Annotated in this window: 17 protein-coding genes and 1 pseudogene; 7 read left to right on the forward strand and 11 right to left on the reverse strand. The window is 66.1% G+C overall.

Going from position 1 to position 21,110, the window contains the following annotated elements:
* The 4 genes and pseudogenes from ABZE94_RS10670 to ABZE94_RS10685 all read right to left on the reverse strand — a co-directional run.
* A pseudogene (locus ABZE94_RS10670) lies at positions 1-334 on the reverse strand (hypothetical protein); the annotation flags it as partial.
* On the reverse strand, positions 331-1,275 hold the full coding sequence (locus tag ABZE94_RS10675; RefSeq protein ID WP_372875501.1) for an ABC transporter ATP-binding protein: 945 nt from the start codon (positions 1,273-1,275) through the stop codon (positions 331-333). The gene ABZE94_RS10675 and the pseudogene ABZE94_RS10670, both read right to left, overlap by 4 nt.
* Positions 1,272-2,438, reverse strand: a complete 1,167-nt coding sequence (locus ABZE94_RS10680; RefSeq protein ID WP_372875502.1) for an ABC transporter permease — start codon at positions 2,436-2,438, stop codon at positions 1,272-1,274. Before ABZE94_RS10680 ends, ABZE94_RS10675 begins: the two co-directional genes overlap by 4 nt.
* 7 nt (positions 2,439-2,445) lie before the next feature.
* Positions 2,446-3,366 (reverse strand): ABC transporter substrate-binding protein, encoded by a 921-nt coding sequence (locus tag ABZE94_RS10685; RefSeq protein ID WP_372875503.1) that lies wholly within the window; start codon positions 3,364-3,366, stop codon positions 2,446-2,448.
* A gap of 469 nt (positions 3,367-3,835) precedes the next feature.
* Here ABZE94_RS10685 and ABZE94_RS10690 point away from each other — a divergent pair, with 469 nt between their 5' ends.
* Positions 3,836-4,648: a substrate-binding periplasmic protein gene (locus ABZE94_RS10690; protein WP_372875504.1), complete on the forward strand. Its 813-nt coding sequence runs from the start codon at positions 3,836-3,838 to the stop codon at positions 4,646-4,648.
* Positions 4,649-4,654: 6 nt separating this feature from the next.
* On the opposite strand, the gene ABZE94_RS10695 is transcribed toward ABZE94_RS10690, so the two are convergent.
* Positions 4,655-5,944 carry an ABC1 kinase family protein gene (locus ABZE94_RS10695; RefSeq protein WP_372875505.1) on the reverse strand — a complete coding sequence of 430 codons (1,290 nt, stop codon included), beginning with the start codon at positions 5,942-5,944 and terminating at the stop codon, positions 4,655-4,657.
* 102 nt (positions 5,945-6,046) lie between these two features.
* Complete coding sequence (locus ABZE94_RS10700; RefSeq protein ID WP_372875506.1) at positions 6,047-6,472, reverse strand: potassium channel family protein; 426 nt, start codon at positions 6,470-6,472, stop codon at positions 6,047-6,049.
* Positions 6,473-6,667: 195 nt separating this feature from the next.
* Between ABZE94_RS10700 and ABZE94_RS10705 the strand changes: the two genes are divergently transcribed.
* Positions 6,668-7,576 carry a haloalkane dehalogenase gene (locus ABZE94_RS10705; RefSeq protein ID WP_372875507.1) on the forward strand — a complete coding sequence of 303 codons (909 nt, stop codon included), beginning with the start codon at positions 6,668-6,670 and terminating at the stop codon, positions 7,574-7,576.
* A 77-nt stretch (positions 7,577-7,653) separates the two neighbouring features.
* Here the strand turns inward: ABZE94_RS10705 and ABZE94_RS10710 are convergent, their stop codons facing one another.
* The 4 genes from ABZE94_RS10710 to ABZE94_RS10725 all read right to left on the reverse strand — a co-directional run bounded on the left by ABZE94_RS10710 (position 7,654) and on the right by ABZE94_RS10725 (position 13,674).
* Positions 7,654-8,418 (reverse strand): substrate-binding periplasmic protein, encoded by a 765-nt coding sequence (locus tag ABZE94_RS10710; RefSeq protein ID WP_372875508.1) that lies wholly within the window; start codon positions 8,416-8,418, stop codon positions 7,654-7,656.
* Between the two features lie 176 nt (positions 8,419-8,594).
* Positions 8,595-12,029, reverse strand: a complete 3,435-nt coding sequence (locus tag ABZE94_RS10715; RefSeq protein WP_372875509.1) for an AAA family ATPase — start codon at positions 12,027-12,029, stop codon at positions 8,595-8,597.
* Positions 12,026-13,246 carry an exonuclease subunit SbcD gene (gene sbcD, locus ABZE94_RS10720; RefSeq protein ID WP_372875516.1) on the reverse strand — a complete coding sequence of 407 codons (1,221 nt, stop codon included), beginning with the start codon at positions 13,244-13,246 and terminating at the stop codon, positions 12,026-12,028. Before sbcD ends, ABZE94_RS10715 begins: the two co-directional genes overlap by 4 nt.
* A gap of 8 nt (positions 13,247-13,254) precedes the next feature.
* Positions 13,255-13,674 carry an Lrp/AsnC family transcriptional regulator gene (locus ABZE94_RS10725; RefSeq protein ID WP_372875510.1) on the reverse strand — a complete coding sequence of 140 codons (420 nt, stop codon included), beginning with the start codon at positions 13,672-13,674 and terminating at the stop codon, positions 13,255-13,257.
* 129 nt (positions 13,675-13,803) lie between these two features.
* Here ABZE94_RS10725 and yjeH point away from each other — a divergent pair, with 129 nt between their 5' ends.
* From yjeH to ABZE94_RS10745, 4 genes are all read left to right on the forward strand, one after another.
* Complete coding sequence (gene yjeH / locus ABZE94_RS10730; RefSeq protein ID WP_372875511.1) at positions 13,804-15,066, forward strand: L-methionine/branched-chain amino acid transporter; 1,263 nt, start codon at positions 13,804-13,806, stop codon at positions 15,064-15,066.
* Between the two features lie 49 nt (positions 15,067-15,115).
* Complete coding sequence (locus ABZE94_RS10735) at positions 15,116-16,459, forward strand: TAXI family TRAP transporter solute-binding subunit (RefSeq protein WP_372875512.1); 1,344 nt, start codon at positions 15,116-15,118, stop codon at positions 16,457-16,459.
* An 88-nt stretch (positions 16,460-16,547) separates the two neighbouring features.
* The gene (gene yejK / locus ABZE94_RS10740; protein ID WP_238039849.1) at positions 16,548-17,555 is read left to right on the forward strand and encodes a nucleoid-associated protein YejK; all 1,008 of its coding nucleotides are present in this window, start codon (positions 16,548-16,550) and stop codon (positions 17,553-17,555) included.
* 85 nt (positions 17,556-17,640) lie between these two features.
* Positions 17,641-18,459, forward strand: coding sequence for a hypothetical protein (locus ABZE94_RS10745; RefSeq protein WP_372875513.1), 819 nt, complete (start codon positions 17,641-17,643; stop codon positions 18,457-18,459).
* A gap of 389 nt (positions 18,460-18,848) precedes the next feature.
* Here ABZE94_RS10745 and ABZE94_RS10750 read toward each other — a convergent pair whose 3' ends face one another.
* Positions 18,849-19,925, reverse strand: coding sequence for an AraC family transcriptional regulator (locus ABZE94_RS10750; protein WP_372875514.1), 1,077 nt, complete (start codon positions 19,923-19,925; stop codon positions 18,849-18,851).
* A 368-nt stretch (positions 19,926-20,293) separates the two neighbouring features.
* On the opposite strand from ABZE94_RS10750, the gene ABZE94_RS10755 reads away from it, so the two are divergent.
* On the forward strand, positions 20,294-21,110 hold an 817-nt coding region (locus tag ABZE94_RS10755), incomplete at its 3' end, for an aldehyde dehydrogenase family protein (RefSeq protein WP_372875515.1).

Below are 21,110 nucleotides of genomic sequence, written 5' to 3' on the forward strand. Positions count from 1 at the left end.
CCAGGGCCAGCACCGCGACCGGCGGTATGGTCTGGCCGATCGAGGCGACCTGGCTGACCAGCGGCAGAAAATCAGCGCCCCAGCGCCGGGTCACCATGATCGCCGCGCCCACCCCGACCAGGCTGGAGACGCAGGCCGCCAACGTCACCAGCAGCAGATGGCTGCCGAGCAGGTCGATAAAGGCGGCGCGGCCGTAGATCACCGTACGGCTGTCCGGCTCGATCAGGCGAAACAGCCCGTCCAGTTCGGCCAGCCCCAGCGCCGCCGCCAGCAGCAGAGCCAGCCACAGCAGCGCTTGCCAGTCACCACCGCGCAACACCGCGAGTCGGCTCACCGGGGGTTTTCCAGCAGCGCGTCCAAGCGCAGCACGCCGACCTGCAGGCCCTGCTCATCGACCACCGGCAGGCTGCTGCAGCGCTGCCAGAGCATCAGCGACAGCGCCTGGCGCAGGTTGCCCGTGGCCTTGATCCTGGGCCCGGCGGCCGGCGCAGCGGCCGTGGCCATGGCCTGCATCCGCGCCTCCACACGCAACAGCCCGGCCTGCTTGAGGCCACGCTCCTGGCCGCCGAGCAGGTTCTCGACGAAGGCATTGGCCGGATTGGCCAGTAGCGCCTGCGGACTGTCCTGCTGGACGATCCGGCCCTTGTCCATCACCACGATGTGGTTGGCCAGCTTGAGCGCCTCGTCCATGTCATGGGTGACGAAGACGATGGTTTTGCGTACCTGCGACTGGATGCGCAACAGCTCGTTCTGCAGGCTCTCGCGGGTGATAGGGTCGAGCGCGCCGAAGGGTTCGTCCATCAGCAGGATATCCGGGTCGCCGGCCAGGGCACGGGCCACGCCGACCCGCTGGGCCTGGCCGCCCGACAGCTGATGGGGATACTTGCCGGCGAACTCGGCCGGCGCCAGTTCGAGCAAGTGCAGCAGTTCCTCGACCCGCTGGCGGATGCGGGCGGCCGGCCAGCCGAGCAGACGAGGTACCACGGCGATATTGCGCGCCACCGTCCAGTGCGGAAACAGGCCGGTGTTCTGGATCGCATAGCCGATGCCGCGGCGCAGTTGCTGCGGGTCGATCTGCTCGATGTCGCGGCCATCGATGCGGATGCTGCCGGCCGAGTGCGCGATCAGGCGGTTGATCATGCGCAGGGTGGTCGACTTGCCGCAGCCCGAGGTACCGACCAGCACGCACAGCTCGCCGGTTTGCACGGTCAGGGAGATGTCGTCCACCGCCCGGGTCTGACCAAACAGCTTGCTGACGTTGCACAGCTCGATCATCGCCTCGCCCCACCGGAAAAACGTTCGCCCAGCAGGCTGAACAGGCCGTCCGCCAGCAGCGCCAGGACGATGATGGGCAAGGCGCCGAGGATGATCAGGTCCATCGCCGACTGCCCCAGGCCCTGGAAGATAAAGGTGCCGAAGCCCCCCGCGCCGATCAGCGCCGCCACCGCGGTCAGCCCAATCGCCTGAATGCTGGTGACCCGCACACCCTCGATGATCAACGGCATGGCCAGCGGCAGGCGCACCTGGAGGAACACCTGGGCGGGGCTCATGCCCATGCCGCGGGCGGACTCGATCACGCCGGCCTCGACCGCCTGCAAGGCGACGCAGGTGTTGCGCACGATCGGCAACAGGCTGTAGGCGATCAGGGCGAGCAGCGCCGGCGCCCAGCCGATGCCACGGATATTCAGCTGCTGCAACAGGGGAAACTGCGCCGACAGGTAACTCAGCGGCGCGATCAGCAGACCGAACAGCGCCAGGCTGGGGATGGTCTGGATAAAACTGAGCAGACCGATGCTGCCCTTTTGCGCCCGTGGATAGCGCTGCAGCAACAGGGCGATGGCGCCGCCGAACAGCAGGCTCGAGCCCACCGCCGCGCCCACCAGGCTCAGGTGGCTGGTCAAGGCGACGGCGAACTGGCTGCTGCGCGACTGGTACTCGCGCAGCAACGCCAGCGGCTCCAGCCAGCCCTGCCCGGCCAGCCATACCAGCAGCCCCGCCAGGACGACGGCGCTGCCGAGCAGCCAGGCGCGCGACAGACACAGGCGCTGCTGCAGCTCGATCAGCAGCAAGCCGAGGAGGAACAGCAGGCTCCAGCAACCGGCGCCAATGCCGACCCGCGCGTAGGGCAGGTCCGCGCCTATGTGGCGCGCGATGCTCCAGGCCAGACTCGCGGGTAATTGCAGCACCAGCAGCAGCACGATCGCCAGGATCGGCCAGTAGCCCGAACGCGGCGGCCGCAGCGCCAGCAAGGCGCAGGCCAGCAGCGACCCCGTGAGCAGCAGCGTCCAGACCGGCCCCAGAGCGGCCAGCAGTCCCAGACCGTTACCCGGAGCGATGCGGTTGGGCTGGATGCTGACGAAGTCCAGGCACCACAGCAGTGCCAGCGCCAGCAGCGCCAGCACCGGGATGACTCTATTGCTCGGCAGTGGCAGGCTCATGCCGGCGTCATTGGCCCAGGCTGTCGAGGAACGCCGCCGCCACTTGCGCCGGATCGGCGCCCTGCACCGCCACCTCGCCATTGAGCCGTTGCAGGGTTTGCAGATCCAGGGCGGCGAAGATCGGCTGGAGAATCCCGGCGATCTGCGGGTAGGCCTCGAGCACATCCGCGCGCATCACGGGTGCCGGCTGATAGACCGGCTGCACGCCGCGGGTGTCTTCCAGCACCAGCAGATCGAGTGCGCTCAGGCCGCCATCGGTGCCGTAGGTCATGGCCGCGTTGACCCCGTTGGTCTGCAAGGATGCGGCGCGGATGGTCGCCGCGGTATTGCCGCCGGCCAGGATCAGCAACTGATCGGACGTCAGGGTGAAGCCATAGGCCTGCTGGAAAGCCGGAAGCGCCGTCGGCGACTCGACGAATTCGGCGCTGGCGGCGAACTTGAAGGCGCCGCCGTCTGCCAGGTAGCGGGCCAGATCGTCCAGCGTCTGCAGACCATGGGCGCGCGCCAGATCGCCGCGCACGCTCATGGCCCAGGTGTTGTTGGCGTTGGCCGGCTGCAGCCAGACCAGTTGGTTGGTCTCGAAGTCCAGTTGCTTGACCTTGGCGTAGCCCTGCTCGGCATCTTTCCACAGGCTGCTGTCGGCGCTGTCGAAAAAGAACGCGCCATTGCCGGTGTACTCCGGGTAGATGCCGACCTCACCGGCGAGCAGGGCACTGCGCACGATATGGGTGGCGCCGAGCTGGGTGCGATCTTCGACCGGCACCCCGCCACGCTTGAGCGCCTGATAGATCAACTGCCCCAGCACCGCGCCCTCGGTGTCGATCTTGGAGGCGACCACCACGGTCGGTTGCGCCTGGGCAGCACCCAGCACACCACAGAGCGCCAGCAGCGAAAGCATCCGACCCAGTTGCTTGGCCAATAAAGACATGGTTTATCCACCCTGTTGGTTGACGGTCTGGAACAATCGCCCCGGCAATCCGGCCGAGCAGCCCCAGAATACTGGCTTGCTGTTTATGACCATAGGTGCGCAACAATCACAGAGCAAATCGTCGCCATCGCCACGGCTTGCCGAAAGCTCTGCACTGGCCAGCGGTTGCAAGTCGCAATCTGTAGGGTGCTCCGCTTCAGCGCTAAAGGTGCGGATAGCGACTGGGCGTCCCCTCCGGCCGGCATGACGCGTCCGCGGCGCTCAGCCCACCTCTACGCGGATAGAACAGATCCTGACCAGCGCTCAATTACAGCACCCCGGGATGTTCATCGGCGCCCGCTCGGTGCTACTACTTAGCAGGCCATCTCGAACGCAGTAGCGGCCACGTAAGTTGCGTTTCCACAGCCCGTCAACCACTATCGCTCTTGGCCTCGGCCAACACACCTGGAGCGACAACCGAGGAGCGCAAATGCCGCCAAGAAGACTGTGCCTCAGCCTTTGCCTGCTTCTGTGCCTGAACATTCAGGCCGCCGAACGGCAGGCGCTGAGCATCAGCGTCGGCGACTGGCCGCCCTATCTGTCTGCCGACCTCAAACACAACGGGGTGATCGCCCACCTGATCAGCGACCTGTTCGCCGACGAAGGCTATCGTGTCAGCTTCCAGTTCCTGCCCTGGCCGCGTGCCTATGCGGCAGCGGCCGCCGGCAGATTCGCCGCCAGCGCAGTGTGGATGCACAAGAACGAACGCGAGGCCGATTTCCTCTACAGCGCGCCGCTGCTCGACGAACAGTTCGTATTTTTCCACCTGAAAAGTTTTCCGTTCGACTGGCGCAGCCCCTATGACTTGACCGGCATGACCCTCGGTGGCGGCCTGGAATACAGCTACGGCGCCAAATTCGATGCTTTTCTGGACACCGGCAAAGTGCGCATGGAGCGGGTCTCCAGCGACATGCAGAACTTCGAGAAACTGCTCAAGGAGCGCATCGTGCTCTACCCGCAGGAAATCAACGTCGGCTACGCCGCCCTGCACAGCCATTTCACCCCGGCCGACATCGCCAAGATCACCCACCACCCCAAGCCACTGCTTAACAACCTCAGTTACCTGATGTTCCCCAAACAGCTCGAGGGCAGTCAGGCGCTGCGCGAACGCTTCAACCGGCGCCTGCAGCAGTATCGCGACAGCGGGCGTTATGAGCAGTATTTTCGCGATCTGCAGGCGGGTAGCTATCACTTGGCGCCAGGTCAGGCACAGCCACTCGAAGCCGACGCGGTAGAGCCATAACGCCTGCTAGAGAGGCTGGGCAACCGTCATCCGTTCATGCAGCAGATCCGCCAACGGCAAGGCCACACCCAGCCGACTGAGGTTCCAGTAATGCCCTTCCAGGGTGCGGTTGACCAACAGGGTGGCCGGCGCCGGCTGCAGGCTGCCGAGTGCGCCCAGCACATTCGGCAGCAGTGCCTGCACCTGTTGGTGCAGCGGCGTGGCGGCGAAGTCCCAGCGTTTACCCGGCTGCAACAAGGGCCCGAGCAGCCCATGCAGCTGGCGGTACAGGCCATAAGGGATCGTCGATTGCGGCTGGCGCGTACCCAGCGCCTGAAATGCCCGCTCCAGCTGTTCGCCATCGCGCGCCTGCAAGGCTCTATAGGTTTGCACATAGGCGCCCAGCAACGTCGGCGACAACGCCTGTACGCAGCCGAAGTCGTAGACCACCAGCTCGCCGGCGGCGGTGTAGGCGAAATTGCCCGGATGCGGGTCGGCATGCAGCAAGCCCAGTTCGAAGGCCTGCGCACTCAGCCAGCGCACCAGGGTCAGGGCCAGGCGTTCACGCACCGCGGCGCTGGCCTGGCCGACCTCGGCAAAGGGCAAGCCGGGCTCTTCGCTCAACGCCAGCACGCCCGGCCGGCACAGATCTTCCTGTGGCTGCGGCAGGCGCAACCCCGGCCAGGCGGCGAAGTGCGCGCGAAAATGCTGCAAACGGCGCATCTCCGCCGGGTAGTCCAGCTCGGCTGCGATCACCGCCGCCAGCTCTTGATAGACCCCTTCCAGCTGTTCGGGCGGCGCGCGGAACAATCGCCCGAGCGGCAGCAACCGCCGCAACTGGCGCAAATCCGCCGCGCAGATCTCGGCGATACCGGGGTACTGCACCTTGAGCACCAGCGCCCGCCCATCCAGCGCCACAGCGCGATGCACCTGACCAAGCGAGGCGGCGGCAAACGGCTGCTCCTCGATGCGCTGGAAAAACCGGCCCAGATCGTCGCCATAGACCTGCTGCAAATGCCCTTGCAGGGCACTGAACGGCAGCGCCGGGACCCGGTTCTGCAGTTTGCTCAAGGCCTGCGCCACCGGTTCCGGCAACACGTCCTGCCATTGCGAGGCCATCTGCCCGAGTTTGAGTACCGGGCCTTTCATCTCGCCGAGCACCTCGCCCAGTTGCTCGGCCACCGGCTGCCAATCGATAGCCGACTGGCTCAGGCGCTGCCCGAGCAGACCGCCACCGATGCGAGTGGCGGTGCCGGCCAGTTTGAAAAAACGTCCGAGCGCGGAGGCTGCAGGAGGAGTAACCGGAGGTATGGCCATTGGCGCTGCTCGTCAGAATCCACAGTGATCATGCGCCTGCCCGGCAGCGGTTACCAACGGGCACGTTGGTCGGCAAAAATAACCGCACGGCAACGCCTCGCACTATCGGGTATTCCAGAAGCGCTGCATTTCCACGAAGAGAAAAGACGCGGTCCAGGTAATCAGCACCAGCCCAGTGAGTGACTCGATACCGGTCAGGAAGCGCAGATCACCATGCGGCTGGATATCGCCAAAGCCGAGGGTGGTGAAGATCGTGAAGGAAAAATACACCGAGTCCAGCAAGCTGCCGTTGAAGTTGCCTTCCAGGTAGCCCCAGCCGCCCGCGTGGTGCATCAGGTAGTAGGCGAAGGCGAAAACCCACACCTCGAGCGCATGGGCGATCAGCGCCCCGGCGACCCCGATCAGTATCCTGAAACGATGCCTGACCTTCATCTTCGGTAACAGCAGGGTCAGCCGGAACAGGAACTCGTAGTGCAGGATCACGGCGCAGACCACGATCAGGCTGTTGACTAGAAAGACGCTTATCACTGGCAATCCCGGGTTGAATGGTTGTACTAATCTCAGAAGCTGTCGGCAGTCCTCGCTCGCATAGCCTGCGGCCGCTCGAGCATTTTGCACGGACTCGCCGCCCAAGTAATACACCCATATTCAGCACAGCCGATTCGCTGTCCAGCAGCGCCTGCAAAGAGCAGGCTGACTTCTTCGCCCCAAGAGGAAAGCACCATGGAGTCTTTGCGAACCCCCGATAGCCGTTTCAGCGACCTGCCCGGCTATGATTTCGCCCCCCACTATCTGCTGGTGGATGACGCTGAAGGCGGTCAGTTGCGCGTGCACTACCTCGATGAAGGCCCCGCCGAGGCCGACCCCGTGCTGCTGATGCATGGCGAGCCGTCCTGGAGTTACCTGTACCGCAAGATGATCCCCATCCTGGTCGCCGCCGGCCACCGGGTGATTGCCCCCGACCTGGTCGGTTTCGGCCGTTCCGACAAACCGAGCCGGCGCCAGGACTACAGCTATCAGCGTCACGTCGACTGGATGCAGGCGCTGCTCGACCAGTTGCGACTCGAACGCATCACCCTGGTCTGCCAGGACTGGGGCGGCTTGATCGGCCTGCGCCTGGCGGCGGAAAATCCCGAACGCTTCGCCCGGGTGGTGGCGGCCAACACCATGCTGCCAACCGGCGATCACGCGCCTGGCGCGGCATTCCTCAAGTGGCAGCAGTTCTCCCAGGAGGTTCCGGTCTTCCCTGCCGGCGGGGTGATCAAGGGCGGCACCGTCACGCCCCTGCCCCAGGCGGTGATCGACGCCTACGATGCGCCCTACCCCGACGAACGCTACAAGGAAGGCGCCCGCCAGTTCCCGCTGCTGGTGCCTATCACCCCGGACGATCCGGCGTCGCCGGCAAACCGCGCCGCCTGGCAGGTGCTCGGCCAGTGGCAAAAACCCTTCCTCACCGCCTTCAGCGATTCGGACCCGATCACCGCCGGCGGCGACAAAGTGATGCACAAGCTGATCCCCGGCACCCGCGGCCAGGCCCACACCACCATCGCCGGTGCCGGGCATTTCCTCCAGGAAGACCAGGGCGAACGGCTCGCCGAGGTGGTGCTGGCGTTCATTGCCGCCAACCCCTAGGCAGCGGGCGCTGAGCAGACGGCAGCGCGGGCTACGCCCCCGGAAACCGTAACCGGATGCAACGCAACCTCTCCCCCTCAAGCCCCGGGGCGGGCAAGAAATGCCTGCACGCGCGCTTGATAGGCCGCCGACTCGCGCTGGCGTTCGATTTCGCTCCAGATGGCCAGCGCCAGGGCCGGATCGGCGGCCACCAAGGCATTGGACAACATCAGGTAATAGGCCTTCTCCTCGAGCGGCAACTCGAGCTTTTCGATCGTCGCCGCCAACTGCGGGTGGGCCCGCAGGAGAAAATCGGCGCGCAGGCTTTGCAGTGCCGCCGCCTGCACCCGACCGTGCCTCAGCATCTGCAGGAGTGCCAGGGGGTCGCGACTGGTCTCATCCACCGCGGCGCCATGCGTGCGGAGAAAGTCGACGATGGAGAATCCACTCAGCGAACCGATGCGGCCATCCAGCCGACGGAACCGCATGCCATCCCAATCCACCTGACTGCCCTTGCGCCGGTACAGGGCATAGCTCGAGGTATGCAGGCGCCTGCGCTCGTCCAGACGGCCATGGGTATCCGTTGGATAACGACCAATCGTCATACGCCCGGCCTTGAAACTGGAAGCGAAAGCGCCGTCGTATGCCGCCCGCTCGAGACCGGCGAGACAGCGGCTCCAGGGCACCGCGACGAACTCGAAACGCAGCCCCAGTGCCTGCTCGACCAAGCCGAGCAACTCCAGATTGAGGCCGGAGTTGTCGGTCATCACCCAGGGATAGGAGTCCTGATCCTCGTAGCACAGCGTCAGCGCCGGGGTCGCCGCTCGCTCGGCCGCCGCCGAGGCGGACAGCGACCAGAGCAATCCAGTCCAGAGGACGGCAAAACGGAGAAACCCAAAACAGCTAAGCGCCTTGGCCAAGGTGCAATGCTCCACGACTGTGATACGGCTTCACAGCCATGACCAATTCACGGCTGCGCGCTCTTACGGAACGATGGTACCAGTATAGACAGTACCGGGCCGGCCCATGCCGGAGCGGCTCAAGCGCCGCCGGCGACCACGGCAAAGCGCTTGTCCAGCCCGCTGTAGCCCATGCCCACGCCCTTGTGCACTTTCAGTTGCACCGGAATGCGTTCCTTCAGCGCGTCCACATGGCTGATCACGCCGATCATCTTGCCGCTTGCATTCAGGCTGTCGAGGGCGTCCAGGGCGATTTCCAGGGTTTCGCCATCGAGGGTGCCGAAGCCTTCGTCGAGGAACAGCGAGTCGATGCTGGTCTTGTGGCTGACCAGATCGGACAGCGCCAGGGCCAACGCCAGGCTGACCAGGAAGCTTTCGCCGCCGGACAGGGTCTTGGTGTCGCGGGCGACATCGGCCTGCCAGGTGTCGATTACCTCCAGTTCCAGATCGCCGCCCTGCCGGCGCGCCAACTGGTAGCGGCCGTGCAGGCGATCGAGTTGCCGGTTGGCCAGGTAGACCAGATGATCGAGGGTCAGGCCCTGGGCGAACTTGCGGTACTTGGCGCCGTCGGCCGAGCCGATCAGGCTGTTGAGTTGCTGCCAGAGGTCGTACTCGAGCTGCTTGGCGTCGATTTCGGCGAACAGGCTCTGCTGGCCCAGCCGCCGCGCATCGTCACCCTGCAGTCGCGCGCGGATTTCGCCCTGGCGCTGGGTCAGGGTTTTCAGCTCGACGCCGAGCAGTTGCAGGCGCTCTTCGAGCTGTTCGCGCTCGAGCGCGCTGGCCGGCTTGGCCTGCAAGGCGGCCAGCTGTTGGTCGGCGGCGGCTTTCAGCGCCTGGGCCTCGGCCAGGGCTTTATGCAGACGCTCCTTGAGCTGAATCAGCGCACCGCGCTGCGGCTCGTCGAGCAGAGCGGCCTGGAAGGCGCCCTCGTCGCCGAACGGGCTGGCGTCCAGGGCGGTCGCCCATTGCTGCGCTTTGACCTGCAGGTCGCGCGCCTCCTCGCTCAGCCGCTGCGCCAGGGTCTGTTGGGTGCCGTGCAATTGCTGCTGATGGCTTTGCTCCTGGGTTAGCTGCGCCTCGGCTTGCCGCAGGGCGGCCAGCGCATCGGTAACCGCAGCCAGTGGCGGCGACTCGGCCTGCTGCACTGCCGCCCAACGCTGCTGCCAGTTGCCGTGCAGTTCGCGGGCGACGCCGAGGGCGTGTTCCAGTTCGCGCTGCTCGCCCTCCAGTTGCTGGCGTTGCTGTTGCGCCTGCTGCCAGCTGTGCCACTCGGCTTCGCGCTCATGCAGCCAGGCGCCACCGTCGCTCGGCAAGCTGTAGCCGAATGCGCCCAGTTCCTCGCTCAGGCTGCTGTCGCGCTGGCTGCGCTGGCGCTGCAGCTGCTCGAGGCGGGTAGCGATGTCCGCCAGTTGGCTGTCCTGATGCTGCAGCTGCTGGCTGGCCAATGCCTGCTGTTGCTGCACGGCGGCGCAGGCCTGTTCGAGCTGCTGACGCACCCTGCGCGCATCTTCCAGTGCGGCCTTGAACCGGTCGAGTTGCTCGAGGCTGCGCTGGATCGCGTCCAGCTCGTCCGCCTGCTGTTGTTGGTGTTCGGCCAAGGCCGCCGCATCGGCCAGCACGCTGCCGAGCTGCTCGGTCAACTGTTGCCAGCGCTCGCCCTGCTCCAGCTGTTCCTGCTGGTTGCGTTGCAGCTGTTGCCGATGCTGTTCGAGCTGGCTGGCCAGGGTCGCCAGTTCACTGGCCAGGCGCTGACCACTGCCGGTCAGGGTCTCCAGCTCGGCCTTCTTCGCCAGCAAGGCCTGCTGGGTGGCGGACACGTCCAGCGCCTGGTAGGCGGCAATCGCCGGGTGCTGGTGAGAGCCGCACAAGGGGCAGGCTTCGCCTTCCTGCAACTGGCTGCGGTAGCTTTCCAGGGCCTGGATGCGCTGCTCCTGCTCCAGCAGTTTTTCCTGGTCGCGCACCTGCTGCTGCAGGTCCTTGTAGCGCGCGCGCAGGGCCATCAGCTCAGCATCCTTGGCGGCGTGCTGGCCGCGCAACTCGCTCAACTTGGCATCCAGGTGCACCTGCTGTTCGAGCAGTTGCTGGCGACTGGCGGCAAGCTGCTTGAGCTGGGTCAGCAGACCGCCATGGTGGTGCAGCAGTTGCCAGCGCTCGCGCAAGGCCGCCTCGCTGCGCCCGGCCAGCAGACCATCGAGTTGCCGCTGTTGCTCGCCTTCCGCACGCTGCGCGGCGAGCAGCTGCGCCTGCTCGCCGCTCAACCGGGTGCCCTGCTCGGCCAACTGTTGCTGCAACGTCTGCACGGCTTGCAGGGTCTGCTGCTGGCGGTTGCCGAGCTGGTCGATGTCCACGGCCAACTGCTGGCGCGCGGCGAATTGGCTGCGCCAGGCAGCCAGTTGCTCACCGAGCCGGCCGTGTTGCGCCTGCTCGGCCAGGCGAGACTCCAATTGCTGGCGCTGAGCGGCCAGGTGATCACGCGCCTGCTGCCGCTCGCCGAGCAATTGCTGACTGAACTGATGGGCCTGCCACAGGCATTCGCTGCTGCGTTGCGCGGCCAGCTGCTGCTCGGTCCGGGTCCGCTGCAAGGCCTGCTCGCTCTGGCGCACGGCCTGCTGCGCCTGCTGCCAATCGCGATGGGTCGGCTGCAGCCTGGCGGCCGGTTCGCTGGCGGCCAGTTGCGCCAACTGCGCCTGGGCAGCCTGCAATTGCTCTTGCGCGCGCTGCTCGGCATCAGCGGCGCCTTGCTGCTGGCTGTGCGCCTTGGTCAACTCATCGCGCCACTGGCGCTGGCGTTGCAGTTCGTCCTGTTCGGCATGCAGGCGTGTGTCTGCAGCGCCCAGGCGTTCGGCTTCGCCCTGCAGTTCGCTGCGCTGTTCGTCGCTCAATAGCTCGACGCCTGCGGCCCTGGCGCGCAGCTGGTCGAGGGCGACCTTGACCTCGCGGGTCTGCTCGAACACGCGCTGGGAAATCTGTCCGTAGATATCGGTGCCGGTCAGTTCCTCCAGCAGCTCGGCGCGCTGGTTGGCATTGGCCTCGAGAAAGGCGGCGAAACCGCCCTGGGCCAGCAGCATGGACTTGGTGAAACGCTCGAAATCGAGGCCGGTGAGGCGCTCGGTCTCGCGCAGCTTCTCGTTGATCTTGTCGGTGAGAATGGTGCCATCGGCCGTCGCCAGTTCCACCTTGGGCGCCTGCAATGCACCGCCGGCCTTGTCGCGGGCGCGGCGCTGGCTCCAGAAGGCGCGGTAGCGCGCGCCCTTGACCTCGAATTCGACCTCGGCCAGGCAATCGCCGGTGTGCCGGGTCATCAGTTCGTTGGCGCTGGCCGACACGCTGCTCATGCGCGGCGTGCGGTGGTAAAGGGCCAGGCAGATGGCGTCGAGCAGGGTGGTCTTGCCCGCCCCGGTCGGTCCGGTGATGGCGAACAGGCCGTTGTCCTTGAACGGCTCGGTGGAGAAATCGATCTTCCACTCGCCCTTCAGCGAGTTGAGGTTCTTCAGGCGCAGGCTGAGGATCTTCATGCCTCGCCCTCGCGCAGGTCGCCGACCACCTGGCGGTACAAGGCGAGCAAGGGTGCCTGCTGCGCCTCGTCCAGGGTTTCGCTGCTCATTCGCTGGGCGAACACCTCCTCCACGCTCAGCTCGTCCAGGGTTTCCCGAGCCTGACCCTGCAGCGCGGCCACGCTATTGCCGCGCTCGCGGCGGATGCGCAGCACCTCGACCGGCAGGCCCTCGCACAACGCGGCGATGCGCAGGTGCAGGTCGCTGAGGTAGTCATCGTTGCTCACCTGCACCTCCAGCCACACCGGCATCTCGCTGCTGCCCTGCTGCGCCGCCTCGGCAATCGCCTGCTCCAGCTCCACGAGCGAGCCGCGCAGGGCCAACAGCGGCTGGAAACGCGGCACCGCCAGGGCAGTGACCTGCTGCAAGCCACTGTCATCCAGCTCGACCAGCAACACCTCCTTCTGCTGTTTGGCCTCGTCGAAACTCAAGGGGATCGGCGAGCCGCAGTAACGGATATGTTCCAGGCCGCCGACCTTCTGCGGCCGGTGGATATGCCCCAGGGCGATATAGGCCGCCGGCGGGAAGGCGCTGGTGGGGAAAGCTTCCAGGCTGCCGACGTAGATCTCGCGCACCGACTCGCTGGCGCTGGCGCCGACCGTGGTCAGATGCCCCGTGGCGATGATCGGCAAGTCACCGCCCAGCTCGGCGCGCATGCCGAGCGCCAGGGCATACAGCGCCTGGTAATGCTGCCCGATCGCCTGCTGCAACGACAGCTGCTTGTCCTGCGCACTCTGCCCGGCCTGGCTCTGCAGCACATCGCGCGGGCGGATAAAGGGAATGCCGCAGAGAATCGCCCCGGGCGCGCCGTCACGCCGGTGCAGCACCAGCAGTTGTTCGCGCAGATCCGCACAGACGCCAGGGATCACCCGGGTATCCAGCTGCGCCAGCAGGGTCTTGCTCTCGCCGAGCATGGCCACCGAATCGTGGTTGCCGCCGAGCACCACCAGCTCGCAGCCGCTGCCGCGCAGCTCGACGATAAAGCGGTTGTACTGCTCGCGGGCGTAGCTGGGCGGCGCGCCGGTGTCGAACACATCGCCGGCGATCAGCAGCGCATCGACCTCATGCGCGCGCACCTGCTCGATCAGCCAGGCGCAGAAGGCCTGGTGCTCGGCCTGGCGGGTCTTGCCCATGAAGTGCTGGCCGAGGTGCCAGTCGGAGGTATGGAGAATGCGCATGGTCCGGCTCACATCGACCAATCCTTGACCACCATGTGGGTCTTGACCTTCTGCATGCCGGGGTAGTTTTCGATCTCCCCGCGGATCTCGCTGAAGCGCTGCATCGAGGCCGCTTCGATATACACCAGCATGTCGGTCTCGCCGCTGATGCCGCTGCAGCGGCGCACTTCGCTGAAGCTGCGCATGCGCTCCACGTAGTTTTCGCAGCGCCCGCCCTGGTAGAACAACTCCAGATAAGCCTTGATCCCGGCATCGGCCGGGGGGGCGACCTGGGCGTGGTAGCCGCTGATGATGCCGCGCTGTTCCAGCTGGCGAATGCGCTCGCTCACCGCCGAACGCGACAGGTTGACTGCACGGGCAATCTGGCTCACCGGCACACGCGCATCGGCGCGCAACAGGGCGAGGATCTGCTGATCGAACTTGTCCACTTGGGCTCTCGGGCAAAAGGCAATTTGACGGTCAATTCCGCCAGTTCGCCGGACAAAGCCGCCGCTTCGCCAGCATCCTGCGGCAGGCGGACGGATTATGATGGCGAACGAAACCGCAGAGCATACAACATGAGCCGCCTGAACCAAGAGCTGAGCCTGCTGCAAGGCATAGGTCTGCTGAGCACCTCGCTGCTCGGCACCGGGATTTTCGTCGTTCCCGCCTTGGCCGCCACCGCGGCGGGCGCGGCCTCGCTGTGGGCCTGGATGATCCTCATTGCCCTGGTCCTGCCGATCGCCTTCACCTTCGCCCAACTCGGTCGGCACCATCCCCACGCCGGCGGTGCGCCGCACCTGATCGGGCGCGCCTTCGGCCCGCGCATGGAGCGCCTCAGCGCCCTGCTGTTCCTCGCCGTGTTGCCGGTCGGTTTGCCGGCGGCGCTGAATATCGCCAGCGGCTTCTGGCAGGCCGTGGTCGAGCTGGATCGCGGCCAGGCGCTGGCCATCCAGCTCGCCACCCTCGGCGCCATCCTGCTGCTCGGCCAGCGCCCGGCCAAGGCCTCGGGGCTGGTGCAGGGCCTGATCGCCGTGGCGATTGTCGCCAGTGTCGGGCTGATCTGGTGGGCCGGCGACTTGCCGCTGAGCAGCCAGCCGCTGCTGCCGCCCATCACGGGCTCCTGGCACCTGCTGCCCGCCGCGCTGGGGGTGATGTTCTGGTGTTTCGTCGGCATCGAGGCCTTCACCCACATGGGCGAGGAATTCAAGAACCCCGCGCGCGACTTTCCCCTGGCCCTGCTGCTCGGCGTGCTGCTCGCCGGCCTGGTGTACTGGGCCTGCTCGGTGGCGGTGCTGAGCTTTCAGGCCTACGGCGACGTGCACAGCGACGCCGCCTCGCTGCCGCGGCTGTTCGATCTGCTGCTGGGCGGACAGGCACGCTGGCTGATCGCGGTGGTCGGCTACCTGGCCTGCTTCGCCTCGATCAACATCTACATTCAGGGCTTCGCCCGGCTGATCTGGAGCCTGGCCGAGGAAGGCAAACTGCCGGCCCGCCTGGCCCGGCGCAACCGCCACGGCGTACCCGCCCGCGCCCTGCTGCTGGTGGTCCTGAGCTGCGCCCTGTGCGCCGGCCTGGCCGGCCTGTTCAAGCTCTCGGTGGACGACCTGATCCGCTACGCCAATGGCAACTTCGTGGTCGTCTACCTGCTGAGCATGGCCGCCGGCTGGGTACTGCTGCGCGGCATCTGGCGCTGGCTCGCCGGTTTCAGCACGCTGCTCTGCACCCTGGTGCTGTTGATGCTCGGTGTGGATGCCTGGTACGCATTGGGGCTATTGGCCGTGCTGGCGGCACTCGATTACCTGCGCAACCCACCGATGCAGACGGCAAAGGTGACCTGAGGCCCAAGAAGCTTCTATCCTTGGGGCGAACCCGCCGAAAGGAAGCCCCATGCCTCGCGTACTCACCGACCTGAAGATCATGTTGCTGGCCAACCTGTGGATAGTCCCAGTGGTCGCCGCATTGGTCGGCGCGGTGTTCTATTTCGTTGCCCCGCCGCCGCCGATGCACGCCAGCATGGCCACCGGCGCAGAGGGGGGCAATTACCGGATATTTGCCCAGAAACTCAAGACGCAACTGGCCAGGGAAGGCTTCGAGCTGACCCTGGTGCCCAGCGCCGGCTCGCGGGACAACCTCGAGCGACTGTTGGCGCAGGAGAGTCAGGTCGAGATCGCTTTGGTGCAGAGCGGCCTGGAGCGCCAGCTCAGTGGCGCCGACAAAAACCGCCTGCAAAGCCTGGGGGCGGTGTATCAGGAACCGCTGTGGCTGTTCTACCGCAAGGACATCCGCCTCGAGCGCATCGCCGATCTGCTGCCGCTGCGCCTGGCCCTGGGCAGCGTCGGCAGCGGCACCCGCTCGGCCAGCGAGGCGATTCTCGCCGCCAATGCCATCGACCCGCAGCAGTACTCCGCGAGCTGGCAGGATCTGGGCGGCAACAAGGCCGCCGCCGCCCTCAGCGCCGGCGAACTGGATGCGGCCTTCTTCGTCGGTCCGGCGGAGAACGCGCGCGTGCAACTACTGGCCGCCAACCCCGATCTGCGCCTGGCCAACTTCCGCCGCGCCGCCGCCTATGAAGCTCGCCTGCCGTTCTTCAAGCGGGTGATTATCGAGGAAGGTCTGCTCAACCTGGCGCTGAACAGTCCGCCGCAGACCACCGTCACCCTGTCACCGGTAGCCACCCTGGTGATCAACCAACACTTCCACCCGGGCCTGGTGCCGCTGTTCCTCGAGGCAAGCCGCGAGGTGATGAAGGACGGCACCCTGCTGGATCAGGCCGGCGCCTTCCCCAGCGCCGTGCCACGTACCTTCGAACTGTCCGGCGACGCCGAGCACTACTACAAGAGCGGTCTACCGCTGCTGCAGCGCTACCTGCCGTTTCGCATCGCGTCCCTGGCCGATCGCTACATCATCCTGCTGATCCCGCTGATCGTGGTGCTGGTACCGCTGCTCAAGGCGGTCGGCCCGCTGTATCGCTGGCGCATCCGCGCGCGCATATACCGCTGGTACAAACACCTGCGCGAGATCGACCGCCAGCTGGATGCCGGCACCCTGCCGGAACGCCTGGGCAGCGAGATCGAGCGCCTGGAACAGCTGCAGGACGAACTGGCCAAGGTCGAGGTGCCGCTGTCTTACTCCAACGAACTGTACGAGCTGCATGTGCACCTGCGCTACGTGATCGAACGATTGCAGACCTTGCAGCAGCGACGGGCGACCGAGGCCGAGACACTCGGGTAAACTGCGCAGCATTCCCGGGGCAGCGAAACCGGCCATCGCCCGTTGTCTGCGCCCCCGTTCACCGCTGAAGATTTTTGAGAGACCGTCCATGCCGATCCGCCACTGCATCGTCCACCTGATCGACAAGAAACCCGATGGTACGCCCGCCGTGCTGCACGCCCGCGACAGCGAACTGGCTGCCTCGCAGGCCATCGAGAACATGCTCGCCGACCTCAACGAGAGCTACAACGCCAAGCAGGGCAAGGCCTGGGGCCTGTTTCACGCCGAATCCGGCGCCTACCCGTTCAGTGGCTGGCTGAAGCACTACCTCGACGCTGGCCAGGACTTCGCCGCGTTCAGCCGCCAGGCGGTCGAGCACCTGCAGAAGCTGATGGAGGAGTCCAACCTGTCCACCGGCGGCCACGTGCTGTTCGCCCACTACCAGCAAGGCATGACCGATTACCTGGTGATCGCCCTGCTGCACCACAGCGACGGCGTGGCGGTCAACGATGCACTGGACGTGACCGCCGCCAAGCACCTGGACCTGAGCCAGTTGCACCTGGCGGCGCGGATCAACATTTCCGAATGGCAGAACAACGCCAACTCCAAGCAGTACATCTCCTTTATCAAGGGCAAGAACGGCAAGAAGGTCTCGGAGTACTTCCGCGACTTCATCGGCTGCCAGGAAGGCGTCGACGGCCCGGGCGAAACCCGCACCCTGCTCAAGGCCTTCAGCGACTTCGTCGAAAGCGAGGACCTGCCGGAAGAAGCGGCCCGCGAGAAGACCAAGACCCTGGTCGACTACGCCAGCAGCCAGGCCAAGATCGGCGAGCCCATGGGCCTGCAGGAACTCTCCGGGCTGATCGACGAGGAGCGCCCGCGGGCCTTCTACGAGCATATCCGCAACAAGGACTACGGCCTGTCGCCGGAGATCCCGGCGGACAAGCGCACGCTGAGCCAGTTTCAGCGTTTCACCGGTCGCGCCGAAGGCCTGTCGATCAGCTTCGAAGCCCATCTGCTCGGCTCGAAAGTCGAATACGACGAGAGCCAGGGCACCCTGACCCTGCGCAACCTGCCGACCCAACTGACCGACCAGCTGAAACGCCGCAAGGACTGAAAGACCGAGCGCCGATGGCGGCCATCCGCGGGCGCTCGCGCCGATACTGTGTTCGATGGTTTCATGACCTGCGAGGCACTGCGCCATGTCACGCCTGCCCGATGCTGTTCTCGACGACTGCCTGCTCGATCCGGCGGCGCCGTTTGCCCAGGATCCGGCGCGCGACTTCGGCCTGGAGAGAAAGACCGCGCAACTGGCCCTGCCGGAACTGCGCGCCTGGCTCAACGATCAGCAGCGCCGGCTCTGGGCCAACAGCCAGGACGCCCTGCTGCTGGTGCTGCAAGGCCCGGACTGCGCCGGCAAGGACGGCGTGATCAGGCGCGTGCTCAACAGCGTCGACCCGCAAGGCCTGCGCCTGCACAGCTTCAAGCAACCGGATGCCTGCGAGCGGCGGCATGATTTCCTCTGGCGCTATCGGCGACGGCTGCCCGCCCCCGGACTGCTCGGGGTGTTCAACCGCAGTTACTACGAGGGCCTGGCCAGCGATCTGTTCGACGGTCTGATCGGCGCCGCCGAGCTGCCGGCGCGCCTGCAGCGCGTGCTGGCCCTGGAAGCGGGCCTGCCGGCGCGGCGCCTGCAGCCGCTCAAGTGCTACCTGCATATCTCCCGTGACGAGCAGAAGGCGCGCCTGCTGCAACGCCTGCAGCGCCCGGACAAACGCTGGAAACTGCGCCCCAGCGATCTGCTGGCCTACCGCGAATATGCGCAGCGCCAGCAGCGCTGGAGCGAACTGCTGACGGCCAGTCACAGCCAGGCGGCGCCCTGGTATGTGCTGCCGGCCGAGCATCGCTGGCTGCGCGACTGGCTGCTGGCCAGCCTGCTGGCCCGCGAGTTCGAGCGTTTGCAGCTGGAATGGCCGCAGCGCCCGCCGCCTTTCACGGCGGCAGACCTTGAGCGCGCATAGAAGATGGTCTGGTCGCCAATCGGCTATCACCACAGTGGCAAAATCGCCTGATCCCGAGCCAAGGAGGACTCATGAAAAGAATCGTTGTGCTGCTCACCGCCCTGGCACTCTACCAGCACAGGGAAGGCCTGCAGCGCTGGTGCAGATCGGTGCCAGGGCGAGGTGGCACTGTATGCCACCCAGTGGCGCAGCTACTGCGCCAAGCCCCGGCCCCTGCTCGCCGAGCAATGCATCGCCTACCGCGAGATCGATATCGAGAAGAGCGCCAGCGGCCGGGCCGAGTCCAGGCCCTGGGCGGTCGCGGCGTGCCGTAGCTCGATGTGCACGGCGAGCTCATCCACGGCCACGCCCCACGAGCCACACGCGCCGTCTTCTAAGACTGCACTCGCCTAACGGGCGCCGCCGCCCCGTGATCGCCACTGCCGCGGACTGACCCCGAACCAGCGGCGGAAGGCCCGCGAGAAGGCACTGGTTTCCGAATAACCGAGCAGCGGCGCCAGATCGGAAATCGTCAGTTGCGGCTGGCCCAAGTAGTGGGTGGCCAACTCGCAACGCAACTTGTCAACCACACCGGAGAAGTTCAGGCCATGCTCGCGCAGGCGCCGCTGCAGCGACCAGCCGGCAAGGCCCATCTGCTCGGCGATGTCTTCCAGCATCGGCTCGCCGGCCAGCAACTGCTGACGCACCTGGGCGCGGGTGTCGTCGACGATGTTCGGCGCCTCGCGGCCGGCCAGGCTGAGCTGGCGCAGCGAGTCCTGCATGACCAGCAACAGGGTCGAGTTGTATTCGGGCATGGCGCGGCCGAGCCCGTGCTTGGGGATGATCAACGAATTGCACGGCTGGTCGAAGTACACAGGGGCGTCGAACACCTTGCAGTGCTCATGCCAGTGCTCAGGACGCGGGTGCTCGAAGTGCACCGCATGCGGCGCCCAGTGGCTGCCCAGCACGTGGCGGATCAGGTTGAGGGCCATGCCCAGGGTCAGCTCGGCATCCTGGCGGCGGGCCAGGATGGCGCCGTGGCGCACCTGGTAGTCGAAGCGGTAGTGCTCGCCCTCGTCGACCAGACGGATCAGGCTGTTGCGCTGGTGCAGGGGGAAGGCGCGGGCGAAGTTGATCAGCGCCTGCTCCACGGTCGCCGAGCACAAGCCGATATAGCCGAGCAGGCCGAGCGCCTGCGGCTTGAACTGTTGGCCGTAGTACAGGCCGAAATTGTCGCAGCCGGACTGACGCGCCGCTTCTTCCAGCACCTGACAGTAGTTGGGCAGGGCCAGACTCAGAGTCGGGTGCTGCAGCAGCTCGGGGTCGATGCCCGAGACGCCGAGGATGCGGTCGGGATCGCCGCCCTGTTTATCGATGAAGGTGCACAGGCCGCTGGCGGCGGCGGCCAGCACGCCGGCGTGACGCGAGCCGCAAGTCAGTTCCGAAACACCGGCCAGGCCGGCAGGGTGGGTGAGCAACGGACTCATGGTGAAACTCTCTGCAGGAACAACCGGAGTCTTTAGGCAAGTTTCATACCGGAGCCGGCAATGCGCCGCAGAACAGTGCCTGCCGTGGCCTGGACGCTGGCGCCGGCCGCTCGCTGCACCGCGGCAGGGCAGGAGACGAGTCGTTTGGGAACACCCGGAGCGGATCGGAGCAGGCGACTTGACCCCAGGTGACACGCGACCGGTCCCCGCAAGAAAGTTGACTTCAGACGACAGCGCACCTCGGTAATGGTCAAGTCGAGCCACTGCAGCCGGTGCATGATCGCCCTAGGCCGCTGTGGAACGCAGATTTGCACTGCCCTTCGGCCGGCGCACACACAAGTACAAGAACAGTCGCTTCGGAGAACCTCATGATCTACGCCAAACCCAATACCCCAGGTACCTTGGTCAGCCTCAAGCCGCGCTACGGCAACTACATCGGCGGCGAATTCGTAGCGCCGGTCAACGGCCAGTATTTCACCAACAGCAGCCCGGTGGATGCGTCGGTGATCGCCGAATTCCCCCGTTCCGATGCCGCCGATATCGAGCGCGCCCTGGACGCCGCCCATGCCGCCGCGGATGCCTGGGGCAAGACCTCGGCGCAGGCCCGTTCGCTGGTGCTGCTGCAGATCGCCGACCGCATCGAGGCCAATCTCGAACTGCTGGCCGTGGCCGAAACCTGGGACAACGGCAAGGCCGTGCGCGAAACCCTCAACGCCGACGTGCCGCTGGCTGCCGACCACTTCCGCTATTACGCCGGCTGCATCCGCGCCCAGGAAGGCAGTGCCGCCGAGATCGACGAACACACCGCCGCCTACCACTTCCACGAGCCGCTGGGCGTGGTCGGACAGATCATTCCGTGGAACTTCCCCCTGCTGATGGCCGCCTGGAAACTGGCGCCGGCCCTGGCCGCCGGCAACTGCATCGTGCTCAAGCCGGCCGAGCAGACCCCGCTGTCGATCACCCTGCTGATGGAACTGATCGGCGACCTGCTGCCGCCGGGCGTGCTCAACGTGGTCCAGGGCTTTGGCCGCGAAGCCGGCGAGGCCCTGGCCACCAGCAAGCGCATCGCCAAGATCGCCTTCACCGGTTCCACCCCGGTGGGTTCGCACATCCTCAAGTGCGCCGCCGAGAACATCATCCCGTCGACCGTGGAGCTGGGCGGCAAGTCGCCGAACATCTTCTTCG

The organism is Pseudomonas sp., from assembly GCF_041601375.1.
Lineage (GTDB): Bacteria > Pseudomonadota > Gammaproteobacteria > Pseudomonadales > Pseudomonadaceae > Aquipseudomonas.

Coding starts and splice junctions, on each gene's coding strand:
- ABZE94_RS10675 (WP_372875501.1), bottom strand. CDS start 1,275: ATGATCGAGCTGTGCAACGTCAGCAAGCTGTTTGGTCAGACCCGGGCG.
- ABZE94_RS10680 (WP_372875502.1), bottom strand. CDS start 2,438: ATGAGCCTGCCACTGCCGAGCAATAGAGTCATCCCGGTGCTGGCGCTG.
- ABZE94_RS10685 (WP_372875503.1), bottom strand. CDS start 3,366: ATGTCTTTATTGGCCAAGCAACTGGGTCGGATGCTTTCGCTGCTGGCG.
- ABZE94_RS10690 (WP_372875504.1), top strand. CDS start 3,836: ATGCCGCCAAGAAGACTGTGCCTCAGCCTTTGCCTGCTTCTGTGCCTG.
- ABZE94_RS10695 (WP_372875505.1), bottom strand. CDS start 5,944: ATGGCCATACCTCCGGTTACTCCTCCTGCAGCCTCCGCGCTCGGACGT.
- ABZE94_RS10705 (WP_372875507.1), top strand. CDS start 6,668: ATGGAGTCTTTGCGAACCCCCGATAGCCGTTTCAGCGACCTGCCCGGC.
- ABZE94_RS10715 (WP_372875509.1), bottom strand. CDS start 12,029: ATGAAGATCCTCAGCCTGCGCCTGAAGAACCTCAACTCGCTGAAGGGC.
- sbcD (WP_372875516.1), bottom strand. CDS start 13,246: ATGCGCATTCTCCATACCTCCGACTGGCACCTCGGCCAGCACTTCATG.
- yjeH (WP_372875511.1), top strand. CDS start 13,804: ATGAGCCGCCTGAACCAAGAGCTGAGCCTGCTGCAAGGCATAGGTCTG.
- ABZE94_RS10735 (WP_372875512.1), top strand. CDS start 15,116: ATGCCTCGCGTACTCACCGACCTGAAGATCATGTTGCTGGCCAACCTG.
- yejK (WP_238039849.1), top strand. CDS start 16,548: ATGCCGATCCGCCACTGCATCGTCCACCTGATCGACAAGAAACCCGAT.
- ABZE94_RS10745 (WP_372875513.1), top strand. CDS start 17,641: ATGTCACGCCTGCCCGATGCTGTTCTCGACGACTGCCTGCTCGATCCG.
- ABZE94_RS10750 (WP_372875514.1), bottom strand. CDS start 19,925: ATGAGTCCGTTGCTCACCCACCCTGCCGGCCTGGCCGGTGTTTCGGAA.